Below are 12107 nucleotides of genomic sequence, written 5' to 3' on the forward strand. Positions count from 1 at the left end.
TCACCCGTGGTGGATGGCGATGGTTTTCAGCGTGGAGAAACCATACAGCGCCTCGAAGCCTTTTTCACGCCCGTGGCCTGAGAGTTTCACGCCGCCGAAGGGCAGCTCGATGCCGCCGCCGGCGCCGTAGTTGTTGATGAACACCTGGCCGCACTTCAGCGCGCGCGCCAGGCGCAACTGGCGTCCGCCGTCGCGAGTCCACACCCCGGCCACCAGCCCGTAGGGCGTGCCGTTGGCGATGCGCAGCGCATCGGCTTCGTCGTCGAAGGGGATCACCACCTGCACCGGGCCGAAGATCTCCTCCTGCGCCAGCGCATGCTCGGGCGGCACCTCGGCCACCAGGGTGGGCGGCAGGTAGAAGCCACCATCGGGCGCATCGGCCACCACCTCGGCCTGGGCCGCGATGCGCAGACCGCTGTCCTGCGCCAGGCGCAGGTAGCGTTGCACGATCTCGCGCTGGCGTGCAGAGATGAGCGGGCCCACGTCCAGGTCGCTCAAGGCCGGGCCCACGCGCAGGGCGCGATAACGCTCGGCCATGCGGCGCAGCACCTCCTCGAACACCGGCCGCTGCACCAGGATGCGCGAAGCCGCCGAACAGGTCTGGCCGGCGTTCTGAATGCCGGCGTTCACCAGGAAGGGCAGCGCGGCGTCGAGGTCGGCATCGGCAAACACGATCTGCGGGCTCTTGCCGCCCAGCTCCAAGGTCACCGGCACCGCATGGCGCGCGGCGGCCGCCTGCACCAGCGCGCCGGTGGCCACGCTGCCGGTGAAGCTGATGTGCTGGATGCCGGCATGCGAGGACAAGGCCGCGCCCGCCTCCTCGCCCAGCCCGGGCACCAAGTTGAGCGCCCCGGCGGGCAGGCCGCTGTCGTGCGCGATGTGGGCGAAGGCGAGCGCGGTGAGGCAGGCCTCTTCCGCCGGCTTGAGCACGCAGGCGTTGCCCATCGCCAGCGCCGCGCCCACGCTGCGGCCGATGATCTGCATCGGGTAGTTCCAGGGCACGATGTGGCCGGTGACGCCATGCGGCTCGCGCAGCGTGAGTGCGGTGTAGCCGTTGGCAAAGGGCAAGGTCTCGCCATGCACCTTGTCGGCCGCACCGCCGTAGAACTCGAGGTAGCGCGCCAGCGCCACCGCATCGGCGCGGCCCTGTTTGAGCGGCTTGCCCACGTCCAGCGCTTCGAGGCGGGCCAGTTCGTCGGCCTGCTCCAGCACCCGGGCGGAGATGCGTTGCAGCACGCGGCCGCGCTCGGTGGCGCTCATGCGGCCCCAGTCGCCGGCGAGTGCCGCATGGGCCGCGTGCACCGCGGCATCCACATCGGCCGGGCCGCCGCGGGCGATGGGCACCAGCACCGAACCATCGGAGGGGTTGAGCAGCGGCAGCTGCCCGCCGGAAGCGGGCGCCTGCCAGCGCCCGCCGATGAACACGCGGTCGGTGTCGAAGGCCAGCGTGGCCGCCATGCGCGCTCTCCTGGTGAAGCCGGAAAGGCCATGTTAGCCTCGGCCGACTGTTCGCACCGTGCATCCATGCCCGCTGTGTCTGCCCCCTCACGCCACACCCGACGCAACCGCCCGGCATGAGCGTCTTCCTGCTGCGGCGCCTGCTCACCTTCGCCGCCACCTTGCTGGTGGCCTCGGTGGTGGTGTTTGCCGCGCTGGAGCTGCTGCCGGGCAATGTGGCGCAGATGATGCTGGGCGAAAGTGCCACGCCAGAATCCATCGCCGCGCTGGAAACCAAGCTGGGGCTCAATCGCCCCCCAGTGCAACGCTACGCCGACTGGATCGGCGGCTGGCTGCAGGGCCGCAGCGCGGTCAGCGTGTCCTACGACACCCCCGTGCCGCAGCTGATCGCCGAGCGCCTGCAGGTGAGCCTGCCGCTGGCGCTGATGGCGATGGCGCTCACCACCGTGCTGGCCCTGGCCCTGGGTGTGTACGCCGCCGCGCGCCACAACCGGCTGGGCGACGTGGGCGTGATGGCGCTCAGCCAGGTGGGCATCTCGGTGCCCAGCTTCTGGCTGGCCATCCTGCTGATCTGGTTGTTCGCGGTGAAGCTGCAGTGGGTGTCGGCCGGCGGCTTCCCCGGCTGGGGCGACGAGGATGGTGTGTGGGGCGGCGTGCGCGCCCTGCTGCTGCCCGCCGCGGCGCTAGCGGCAGTGCAGGCCGCCATCCTCGCGCGGGTGACCCGCTCGGCGGTGCTGGAGGTGATGCGCGAGGACTTCGTGCGCACCGCCCGCGCCAAGGGTTTGTCCAAGCGTGCAGTACTGTGGCGCCATGTGCTGCGCAACGCCTTCGTGCCGGTGCTCACCATCATGGGCCTGCAGTTCGCCAACCTGATCACCGGCACCATCATCGTGGAGAACGTGTTCGTGCTGCCCGGCATCGGCCGCCTGGTGTTCCAGGCGATCGCCAACCGCGACCTGGTGGTGGTGCGCGACGTGGTGATGCTGCTGGCCGCGGTGGTGATCTTCATCAACCTGGTGGTCGACCTGTTGTACGCGCTCATCGACCCGCGGCTGCGCCACTCATCATGAGCACGGGCCTCGCTTTGCACAAGCGCGCACGCCACCACCCCAGCTTCGTGCTGGGCGGCGTGCTGGTGGCGCTGATGCTGGCGGCCGCGCTGCTGTCGCTGGTGTGGTCCCCCTACCCGCCGGCCGACATCGACGTGCCGCACAAGCTGGCCCCGCCCAGCGCCTCGCACTGGCTGGGCACCGACAGCCTGGGCCGCGACATTGCGTCGCAGCTGCTGGTGGGTGCGCAGAACAGCATCGTGGTTGGCATCGTGGCCGTGGGCATCGGCCTGCTGTTCGGCGTGTCGCTCGGCTGCCTGGCCTCGGCCCGCCGCGGCTGGGTGGAGGAGCTGGTGATGCGCGCATCCGACTTCGCGTTCGCCTTCCCGGCGCTGCTCACCGCCATCATGCTCACCGCGATCTATGGCCCGGGCCTGCTCAACTCCATCATCGCCATCGGCATCTTCAACGTGCCGGTGTTCGCCCGCATCAGCCGCGGCGCCGCCAATGCGGTGTGGACACGCGACTACGTGCTGGCTGCCCGCGCCTGCGGCAAGGGGCCGTGGCGCATCACGCTCGAACACGTGCTGCCCAACATCGCCAGCGTGCTCATCGTTCAGGCCACCATCCAGTTCGCCGTCGCCATCCTGGCCGAGGCCGCGCTGAGCTACCTCGGCCTGGGCACGCAGCCGCCGCAGCCGAGCTGGGGCCGCATGCTCAACGAAGCGCAGAGCCAGCTGTTCCAGGCACCTGAGCTGGCGATCTATCCGGGGGTGGCGATTGCGTTGAGCGTGCTGGGGCTGAACCTGATGGGGGACGGGCTGCGCGATCTGCTGGACCCGAAGTTGGCGAGGCGTCGGTGATGAAGGTCAGTGCCCTCCACTGTGGAGCGAGCCGAGGGCGGCGGATGACCGGCTTCGCTCATGTCCCCCGCCCTTGGCCTGCGGCCAAGGCCTCCTCCTTTACTTCGCTACGCCGGTCACCCGCCACCCTCGGCATTCCACCGGCTTTGTCCTCATCGAGAACAGCAGGTGGTGGCGGATCGGGACCGCGGGGCGTTGTGCAGAGCGAAGTAAAGGAGGAGGGCCCGCAGGGCCCGGGGGACATGAGCGGCGCACAGCGCCCCGCCGTCCCGATCCTCGCCCAGTCATGGTGGACGCTTTTGAGATGAACAAACTTCTCGAGGTATCCGACCTGCGGGTGACGCTCAACACCTCACGTGGCCAGGTCCACGCCTTGTGCGACGTGTCGTTCGAGCTCGAACGCGGCGACTCCCTGGGGCTGATCGGTGAATCGGGATGCGGCAAATCCATGACCGCTTTGGCCCTCATGGGCTTGCTGCCTGAAGGCGCCAAGGTGAGTGGCTCCATCCGGTTCGATGGCCAGGAGCTCACGTCGCTGGACGATGGTGCCATGGGCCGGCTGCGTGGGCACCGCATCGGCATGGTGTTCCAGGAGCCGATGACCGCGCTGAACCCGCTGCACACCATCGGGCAGCAGATCGCGGAGCCGCTGCGGCTGCATCTTGGCTTGAACGCACGCGATGCGCGCGCGAAGGCCTTGGAACTGCTAGAGCGGGTGCACCTGCCGGACCCGGCGCGGCGGCTGGACGCGTACCCGCACCAGCTCTCCGGCGGCCAGCGCCAGCGTGTGGTGATTGCGATCGCGCTGGCCTGCGGGCCCAGCCTGCTGATCGCGGACGAACCCACCACGGCGCTGGACGTCACGCTGCAGCGCGAGGTGCTGGAGCTCATCGCCCGCCTGGTGGCCGAGGACGGCATGGCGCTGCTGCTGGTGAGCCATGACCTCGCGGTGATGGCCGACAGCGTGCGGCGCCTGCTGGTGATGTACGGCGGCACGGTGGTGGAACAAGGGCCCACCGAAGAGGTGTTCCGGCGCCTGTCGCATCCCTACACGCGCGGGCTGTTTGCCGCTCGGCCTCGGCTGGGGCTGCCGCGGCGCAGCCGGCTGGCGACCATCCCGGGGCGGGTGCCCGAGCTGGCCGACCTGCCCGCGGGCTGCCCGTTCGCCAGCCGCTGCGGCTTCGTGGTGCCGGCCTGCCACGATGCGCTGCCGGCGCAGCACCCGGTGGGGCTGGACCACACGGCGCGCTGCATCCGGCTCGGCGCGGTGCTGGACACGCCGCTGGAACAGGGGCTGGTGACATGAGCCGCAGGGCCGTTCCCAACCCGAATACCGCAGCCCGCAAGGCGGAGGTTTTCTCATGAGCGGTCCCGGCACCGCGCCCCTGCTGGAGCTGCAGGACCTCACGCGCCACTACCGGCTGCCGCGCCAATCGCTCTGGCAGCCGGCACCCCTGGTGAAGGCGCTGGATGGCGTGAGCCTGCAGCTGCAGGCCGGCCGCAACCTGGGCATCGTGGGCGAATCGGGCTCCGGCAAGTCCACGCTGGCGCGCCTGGTGATGGCACTGGAGGCACCGACCTCCGGCCGGGTGCTGATGGACGGCACCGACCTGCAGTCGCTGTCCGTGGCGGCGCTGCGGCGCGCGCGCGCCGGCTTCCAGATGGTGTTCCAGGATCCGTATGGTTCGCTGGACCCCCGCCGCACGGTAGAGCGCATCGTGGCCGAGCCGCTGGAGGCGCTGGTGGACCGCTGCACCCGGGCCGAACAGCGGGAGCGCGCGGCCGAGGCGCTGGAGGCGGTGGGCTTGCGCAGCAACGACCTGGCCAAGTACCCGCACGAGTTTTCCGGCGGGCAGCGCCAGCGCATCGCGATCGCGCGCGCCCTCATCACCCGGCCCAGGCTCATCGTGGCCGACGAGCCGGTGAGCGCGCTGGACGTGTCGGTGCAGGCGCAGGTGCTGAACCTGATGCTGGACCTGCAGGACCGGCACGGTGTGTCTTACCTGTTCATCAGCCACGACCTCGCGGTGGTGGGCCTGGTGTGCGACGAGGTTGCGGTGATGCAGCATGGCCGGGTGGTGGAGCAGGGTGACCCGCAGCAGCTGTTCCGCCAGGCCGAACATCCGTACACGCAGGCGCTGCTGGCCGCCATTCCCGGCCAGCGCGCCACAGTTCAGAATCGCCCCACGATTGCCCATTCATTGCCATGAGGAGCTCGCCATGAGGATCCACCGTCGTGCCGCCATTGCGCCGGCCGCCAGCGCCGCCCTGATTGCCGTCGCCCTGGTCGGCACTGCCTCGCCCGCGCAGGCCCAGAGCCGCAAGGACGCCGTGGTGCTGGCCATGGTGCTGGAGCCGCCGGGCCTGGACCCCACCACCGCGCCGGCCGCCGCCATCGGCGAGATCGTGCACTACAACGTGCTGGAGGGCCTGACCAAGATCAACCAGGACGGCAGCGTGACGCCGCTGCTGGCCGAGAGCTGGACCATGGACCCCGACGGCCGCAGCTACACCTTCAAGCTGCGCAAGGGCGTGAAGTTCCACGACGGCGAGGCGTTCGACGCCAGCGACGTGAAGTTCAGCTTCGAGCGCGCCAAGGCCGAGGGCTCCACCAACAAGGCGAAGAAGGCGGTGTTCGACAACATCGCCCGCATCGACACGCCGGACCCGGCCACGGTGATCCTCACGCTGAACAACGCCGATGCCACCCTGCCCTTCCGGCTGGGCGAAAACACCGCGGTGATCCTGGACCCCAAGAGCGCCGCCACCACGGCCACCAAGCCGGTGGGCACCGGGCCGTTCAAGTTCGAGAACTGGAGCAAGGGCGCCGCGGTCACGCTGACCAAGTGGGACGGTTTTCGCAACGCGGCCGCGGTGAAGCTCAAGAAAGTGAGTTTCCGCTTCATCAACGACCCGGCCGCGCGCGTGGCCGCGCTGCTGGCCGGCGACGTGGACGGCGTCCCGCGCATGGACAACCCCTCGGCCACCAAGCAGTTCCAGGCCGACAAGCGCTTCACGGTGGAGATCGGCAACACCGCGGGCAAGGGCATCATGACGATCAACAACAAGAAGAAGCCCTTCGACGACGTGCGGGTGCGGCGCGCCCTGGCCCACGCCATCGACCGCAAGGCTTTCATCGACGGCGTGCTCGACGGCCTGGCCAAACCGATCGGCAGTCACTTCGCACCCACGGATGCCGGCTACATCGACCTCACGGGCACCTACCCCTACGACCCCGAGAAGGCAAAGGCGCTGCTGAAGGAAGCGGGCGTGCAGACGCCGCTGAACGTGACGCTCACCCTGCCGCCGCCGCAATACGCGCGCAAGGGCGGCGAGGTGGTGGCCGCCATGCTGGCGAAGGTGGGCGTGATTGCGAAGATCGAGAACGTGGAGTGGGCCCAGTGGCTGGGCGGCACCTTCAAGGGCAACTTCGACCTCACGATCATCAACCACGTGGAGCCGCTGGATTACATGCAGTACGCCAACCCGGCCTACTACTGGGGCTACGACAGCAAGGTCTTCAAAGACCTGGCGGCCAAGCATGCGGCGGAGACCAATGCAAAGGAGCGCCAGCGGCTGTTTGGCGAGCTGCAGAAGATGATCGCCACCGATGCGGTGAACGTGTTCATCTTCAATCCGTCGCAGGTGGCGATTGCGAAGAAGGGGCTGAAGGGGTTGTGGTCGAGTTCGCCGATCTTTGCGAATGACATGGCCGCGGTCAGTTGGCAGTGAGTCGGTTGAGCGTGATCGGGACGATGGGGCGCTCTGCTGCGCTCATGTCCCCCGGCCTGCGGCCTCCTCCTTTACTTCGCTCCGCAGAACGCCCCACCGTCCCGATCCGGCACCACCGAGGCGGATCACCCATGAAGACCCGCTCACATTGTCGGAGGCAGCCCCTGTGACCCTGCATGATCTGAGTGCGATGGAGTTGTTGGCGCGCTATCGCGACGGTTCGCTGTCGCCGGTGGAGGTGGCGCGCGAAGTGCTGGCGCACATCGAGCGCTGGGAGCCGCAGTTGAAGGCGACCTATGCCCTGGATGCAGAGAGTGCCCTCGCGATGGCGCGGGCATCCGAGCGGCGGTGGTTGAAGGGTGAAGCGCTGGCGCTGGACGGCGTGCCGGTCACCATCAAGGAGAACATCGCCACGCGTGGCGTGCCGGTGCCCCTGGGCACCGCGGCCACCGAGCTGGTGCCGGCCGCGGAGGACGCACCGCCGGCCGGGAGGCTGCGCGAAGCGGGTGCGGTGATCCTGTGCAAGACCACGATGCCGGACTACGGCATGTTGTCCTCGGGGCTGTCGAGTTTTCATCCACTGGCGCGCAACCCGTGGAACCTGGCACTGAATCCGGGCGGTTCCAGTGCGGGGGCCGGTGCTGCGGCGGCGGCCGGGTACGGGCCTCTGCATGTGGGCACCGACATTGGCGGCTCGCTGCGCCTGCCGGCGAGCTGGTGCGGCATCTTCACCTTGAAGCCGAGCCTGGGGCGCATTCCGATCAAGCCGCCGTATGCGGGCCGCGTGGCAGGGCCGATGACGCGCACAGTGGCCGACAGCGCGCTGATGATGCAGGTGCTGTCGCTGCCCGACTGGCGCGACACCATGAGCCTGCCGTGGGCCGACATCCACTGGATGTCGCTGGAGCGGTCGCTCAAGGGGCTGAAGATCGGCCTGCTGATGGATGGTGGCTGGGGCCTGGGTTTGGATGGCGAGATTGCTGCGGCCGTGCAGGCGGCCGCGCGTGTGTTCGAGCGCGAGGGCGCGATCGTCGAGCCGATGCGGGCGTTCGGCAAGCGTGAGCACATCGACGGCATGGACCGTTTCTGGCGTGTGCGCTCGTGGCTGGACTTCAGCGCGCTGCCCGCAGAGCGGCAGGCCAAGGTGCTGCCCTACATCCGCGCCTGGGCCGAAGGCGGCGCCTCGGTCTCCGCGGCGCAGCTCTTCCACGGCTACAGCCAGATGGGCGCGATGCGCGATGCCGCCGTCGCGGCCTGCCAGCCGTACGACTTCGTGCTGTCGCCAGTGAGCCCGGTGGGCAGCTTCCCGGCCGAATGGGCCGGCCCCACCAACGACCCGAAGCGGCCGTTGGAGCACATCGCCTTCACGCTGCCGTACAACATGAGCGAGCAGCCGGCCGCGTCCATCAACTGCGGCTTCACCGCCGCCGGCATGCCGATCGGCCTGCAGATCGTGGGCCACCGGCATGATGACCTCGGCGTGTTGCAGGTCGCAGCCGCTTACGAACGGCTGCGATCGACACAACGCCCCTGGCCGGAACCCCCGCCGCGGTCGTGACACACTGCGGTCGGCATCACTTTGTGGAGTCGGCCGCATGAGCAGCACGATGCGCGACGTTCGAGGCAATCCGATCGGCACCGGATCGGCCGCGGCGCTGTCTGCCGCCGAGAAGGCGCTGTGGCGAATGATGTCGTTCTACGACGCACCGCTGGCCGACTTGGACACCGCGATCGCCGAAGACCCGGGCTGGCTGCTGCCGCGCGTGATGAAGGCCGGCTTCCTGTTGAGCCTGACCGAACCGGCGCAAGTCGATGAAGCGCGCCGCCTGCTGGACGAAGCCACCGCGCTCGAAGTCGACGCGCCGCCGCGCGAACGCGCCCACCTGGCTGCCACCCAGCAGGTGCTGGAAGGCCGCTGGCAGAACGCCTGCCAGACCTGGGACGAGCTGCTGCTGGAACATCCGCGCGACGCCCTTGCGCTGCAGTGGTCGCAGCTTTGGGACTTCTATCGCGGTGACGCGCCCAACCTGCGCCTGCGCCCGGCGCGCGTGCTGCCCGAGTGGGACGAAGGCGATCCGCTGCACCCTTTTGTGCTGGGGCTGTACGCCTTCGGGCTGGAAGAGAACAACCTCTATCCGCAGGCCGAAGAAGCCGGCCGGCGCGCGCTGAACGGCGCCGACTGCGTGCCCTGGGCGGTGCATGCGGTGGCCCATGTGATGGAGATGCAAGGCCGCTTCGACGATGGCGCCGCCTGGCTGCGCCAGCACCAGCACGCCTGGTCCGAAGGCAACGGGTTTGCCGGCCACCTGTGGTGGCACCTCGGCCTGTTCCGCCTGGAGGGCCTGGACGATGCCGGCGTGCTGCGCCTGGTGGACGCGCACCTGGCCGGCGAGGCGCTGCAGATCACCTTGCAGCGTGTGGACGCGGCTTCGTTGCTGTGGCGCCTGCAGCTGCTGGGCGCGGACGTCACCGCCCGCTTCCAGGCCCTGGTGGACACCTGGCCGCTGGACGACGCGCATGCCGGCTACTACGCCTTCAACGACCTGCATGTGCTGCTCGCGCTGGTGGGCGCAGGAGAACTGACGCGCGCCGACCGCTGGCTGGCGCGCTGCGCCGAACGGGCGATGCAGCCGGAAGACGCACGTCGCGCCAATCATGCGATGGCACGTGAAGTCGGCCTGCCATTGATGCGCGGCCTGCTGGCCCATGCCCGCGGCGAGCATGAGGCCGCGGCCCAGGCGCTGTACCCGGCGCGGCGCGTGGCGCAGCGCTTCGGCGGCAGCCATGCCCAGCGCGATCTCGTGGACCAGACCCTGCTGGCCACCTGCAGCGCCGGCCAGTTGCGCCCGCTGGGGCGCGCGCTGCTCAACGAACGGCTGATGGCCAAGCCGGCCACGCCGCTCACGCGGCACTGGGCGACGCAGCTCGGCTTTGCAGAGCGGGTGCCCTCATGAGCACGAAGACCCTGGACGAGCACATCGCCGAGCAGCTGGCGCACAGCCAGCGCAGCGGCGAGCTGCAAAGCGCCGAGAGCTGGGGCAAGCCGCTGGACTTCGGCGACGGTTATGCGCAGACCCCGGAAGAGCTGCGCATGGGCTTCAAGATCCTCAAGGACGCCGGCGTGGTGCCGCACGAGGTGGAGATGTTCAAGCAGATCGCTGCCTTGAAGGCGACCCTGCAGCACACCACGGACGAGGCCGAGGCCACGGCCCTGCGCCGCCGCATTGCCGAACTGCAGCAGGCGGTGGCCTTGCGGCTGGAGAAGCTGGCCACCTCGCGCCGTCTCTGACGCGCTCGCCCGCCCACCTGGCGGATCAGCCGCCGCCGGGCGATGCTGCATGCACCAGGGCGTCGCACCGGCCCTGCAGGAAGTGGCGCACCGCGGGATCTCGCTCCAGGCCGATCGCGCGGCGATAGGCTTGCGCCGCCCCATCGGCGTTGCCGCTGCGTGCCAGCAGCTCGGCGCGCGCAGCCCAATACGGCTGGTAGTCCGCCAGCCGGGCATCACCCGCCAGCGCGTCCAGCGCGTGCAGGCCCGCGGCCGCGCCCGCGGTTTCCGCCAGCGCCACCGCCCGGTTGAGCGCAGCCACGGGCGAGCCGGTGAGGCCGCACAACAGGTCGTACAGCTGGGCGATCGCCGCCCAGTCGGAGCGGCCGGTGTGGCGGCGCACCGCGTGGGCCGACTGCACCGCGGCCTCGAGCTGGTAGCGCCCGTGGCCGTCGAGCCGGCTGGCGTGCGCCAGCAGCGCCTCCGCCTCGTCGATCATCGCGCCGTCCCACAGGCGGGTGTCCTGCTGCGCCAGCGGCACGTAGCCTCCGTGGCGGTCGCGGCGCGCCGGCCGGCGCGCCTGCGCAAACAGCATCAGCGCCAGCAGGCCCAGTGCCTCCGGCTGCTGTGGCAGCAGCGACGCCGTCAGGCGGCCCAGCCATACCGCCTCGTCGGCCAGGTTGCGCCGCCGCGGATCGGTGCCTTCGCCGTCGGACCAGCCCTCGGCATAGGCGGCGTACACCGCGTCGAGTACGGCATCCAGGCGCGGCGCCAGTTCATGCCGGCCCGGCACATCAAAGGGCACGCCGGCCTGGCGGATCTTGGCCTTGGCCCGCACCAGCCGCTGGCCCATGGTGGCCGGCGCCACCAGGAAGGCCGACGCGATGGCAGCTGCGTCGAAGCCCAGCACCGCCTGCAGCATCAGCGGCGCGCGCACGCCGGGCTCGATGGCCGGATGCGCGCAGGCGAACAACAGCGCCAGCCGGTCGTCGGGCAGGCCGGCCTCGTCTGCCTCCGCAGCAGCCAGCTCCGCCAGCAACAGCTGGTGTTCGGCCGCCCCTTCGCCCAGTGTCCGTTCGCGGATGGCGTCCACCATGCGGCGGCGTGCCACCGTGAGCAGCCAGGCTTCCGGGTTGAGCGGCACGCCGCGCTGCGGCCAGTCGGCCAGCGCGGCGGCAAAGGCCTCGGACAAGGCATCCTCGGCGCCCGCAACGTCGCGTGTGCGGGCGCTCAGAAAGGCGATGAGCTTGCCGTAGCTGCGGCGCGCCGCAGCCTCGGCGGCCTGGGCGCAGGCCGCACGGGCAGAAGGCTGCGTCGGGTTCAGCGCACCACCGGCCAGATCGGCCGCACTTCCATCGTGCCGTGCGAGGCGCCCGGGCAGCGCGCCGCCCAGGCCAGGGCCGTGTCCAGGTCCGGCACGTCGATGAGGTAGTAGCCACCGAGCTGCTCGCGCGTCTCGGCATAGGGGCCGTTGAGCACCTCGGTCTTGCCGCTCCTCAGGCGCACCGTGGTGCCGGTGTCCGCCGAGCGCAGGCGGTTGGCCCCCCGCATCACGCCGGCCTTGGCCAGCGCCTCGGTGTAGGCGCCGTAGGCGGCCATGCGTTCGGCCATTTCGCCCGGGCTCAAGGTGTTGCCTTCGGCCTCTTCGGCGTGGATCAGCAGCAGGTATTCCATGGAGACTCCATCTGGTTGGCGACGGCGCACCATGCCCCGTCCGACAATGTCGCGCGGGCGGCG

General features: G+C 70.1%; 11 protein-coding genes. 8 read left to right on the top strand and 3 right to left on the bottom strand.

From position 1 onward, the window contains the following. Positions 1-1458 (bottom strand): aldehyde dehydrogenase family protein, encoded by a 1458-nt coding sequence (locus VPH43_RS15120; RefSeq protein ID WP_328578545.1) that lies wholly within the window; start codon positions 1456-1458, stop codon positions 1-3. A gap of 116 nt (positions 1459-1574) precedes the next feature. Here VPH43_RS15120 and VPH43_RS15125 point away from each other — a divergent pair, with 116 nt between their 5' ends. From VPH43_RS15125 to VPH43_RS15160, 8 genes are all read left to right on the top strand, one after another. Beyond that, positions 1575-2528 carry an ABC transporter permease gene (locus VPH43_RS15125; RefSeq protein ID WP_328578546.1) on the top strand — a complete coding sequence of 318 codons (954 nt, stop codon included), beginning with the start codon at positions 1575-1577 and terminating at the stop codon, positions 2526-2528. After that, entirely contained in the window at positions 2525-3370 is an 846-nt protein-coding gene (locus VPH43_RS15130; RefSeq protein ID WP_328578547.1) for an ABC transporter permease, read from the top strand. The genes VPH43_RS15125 and VPH43_RS15130 overlap by 4 nt, the downstream gene beginning before the upstream one ends. A gap of 304 nt (positions 3371-3674) precedes the next feature. Further along, positions 3675-4676 carry an ABC transporter ATP-binding protein gene (locus VPH43_RS15135; protein ID WP_328578548.1) on the top strand — a complete coding sequence of 334 codons (1002 nt, stop codon included), beginning with the start codon at positions 3675-3677 and terminating at the stop codon, positions 4674-4676. Between the two features lie 55 nt (positions 4677-4731). After that, complete coding sequence (locus VPH43_RS15140) at positions 4732-5580, top strand: ATP-binding cassette domain-containing protein (protein ID WP_328578549.1); 849 nt, start codon at positions 4732-4734, stop codon at positions 5578-5580. A gap of 10 nt (positions 5581-5590) precedes the next feature. Further along, positions 5591-7102 carry an ABC transporter substrate-binding protein gene (locus VPH43_RS15145; protein WP_328578550.1) on the top strand — a complete coding sequence of 504 codons (1512 nt, stop codon included), beginning with the start codon at positions 5591-5593 and terminating at the stop codon, positions 7100-7102. A gap of 172 nt (positions 7103-7274) precedes the next feature. Then, the gene (locus VPH43_RS15150; protein ID WP_328578673.1) at positions 7275-8660 is read left to right on the top strand and encodes an amidase; all 1386 of its coding nucleotides are present in this window, start codon (positions 7275-7277) and stop codon (positions 8658-8660) included. Between the two features lie 37 nt (positions 8661-8697). Beyond that, entirely contained in the window at positions 8698-10056 is a 1359-nt protein-coding gene (locus VPH43_RS15155; protein WP_328578551.1) for a tetratricopeptide repeat protein, read from the top strand. Beyond that, complete coding sequence (locus VPH43_RS15160) at positions 10053-10391, top strand: J-domain-containing protein (RefSeq protein WP_328578552.1); 339 nt, start codon at positions 10053-10055, stop codon at positions 10389-10391. Before VPH43_RS15155 ends, VPH43_RS15160 begins: the two co-directional genes overlap by 4 nt. A 25-nt stretch (positions 10392-10416) precedes the next feature. On the opposite strand, the gene VPH43_RS15165 is transcribed toward VPH43_RS15160, so the two are convergent. Both VPH43_RS15165 and VPH43_RS15170 read right to left on the bottom strand, forming a co-directional pair. Next, positions 10417-11694 (bottom strand): RNA polymerase sigma factor, encoded by a 1278-nt coding sequence (locus VPH43_RS15165; protein WP_328578674.1) that lies wholly within the window; start codon positions 11692-11694, stop codon positions 10417-10419. Next, the gene (locus tag VPH43_RS15170) at positions 11691-12044 is read right to left on the bottom strand and encodes a YciI family protein (protein WP_328578675.1); all 354 of its coding nucleotides are present in this window, start codon (positions 12042-12044) and stop codon (positions 11691-11693) included. Before VPH43_RS15170 ends, VPH43_RS15165 begins: the two co-directional genes overlap by 4 nt. Between the last annotated feature and the right edge of the window lie 63 nt (positions 12045-12107).

It is taken from the genome of Ideonella sp. BN130291 (genome assembly GCF_036231905.1).
In the GTDB taxonomy this organism is placed as follows: Bacteria; Pseudomonadota; Gammaproteobacteria; order Burkholderiales; family Burkholderiaceae_C; genus CAMLIZ01.

What these genes read in the sequence shown, in the direction of transcription:
- VPH43_RS15140 (WP_328578549.1), top strand. Translation starts at nt 4,732, where the DNA reads ATGAGCGGTCCCGGCACCGCGCCCCTGCTGGAGCTGCAGGACCTCACG.
- VPH43_RS15125 (WP_328578546.1), top strand. Translation starts at nt 1,575, where the DNA reads ATGAGCGTCTTCCTGCTGCGGCGCCTGCTCACCTTCGCCGCCACCTTG.
- VPH43_RS15120 (WP_328578545.1), bottom strand. Translation starts at nt 1,458, where the DNA reads ATGGCGGCCACGCTGGCCTTCGACACCGACCGCGTGTTCATCGGCGGG.
- VPH43_RS15170 (WP_328578675.1), bottom strand. Translation starts at nt 12,044, where the DNA reads ATGGAATACCTGCTGCTGATCCACGCCGAAGAGGCCGAAGGCAACACC.
- VPH43_RS15155 (WP_328578551.1), top strand. Translation starts at nt 8,698, where the DNA reads ATGAGCAGCACGATGCGCGACGTTCGAGGCAATCCGATCGGCACCGGA.
- VPH43_RS15160 (WP_328578552.1), top strand. Translation starts at nt 10,053, where the DNA reads ATGAGCACGAAGACCCTGGACGAGCACATCGCCGAGCAGCTGGCGCAC.
- VPH43_RS15145 (WP_328578550.1), top strand. Translation starts at nt 5,591, where the DNA reads ATGAGGATCCACCGTCGTGCCGCCATTGCGCCGGCCGCCAGCGCCGCC.
- VPH43_RS15135 (WP_328578548.1), top strand. Translation starts at nt 3,675, where the DNA reads ATGAACAAACTTCTCGAGGTATCCGACCTGCGGGTGACGCTCAACACC.
- VPH43_RS15130 (WP_328578547.1), top strand. Translation starts at nt 2,525, where the DNA reads ATGAGCACGGGCCTCGCTTTGCACAAGCGCGCACGCCACCACCCCAGC.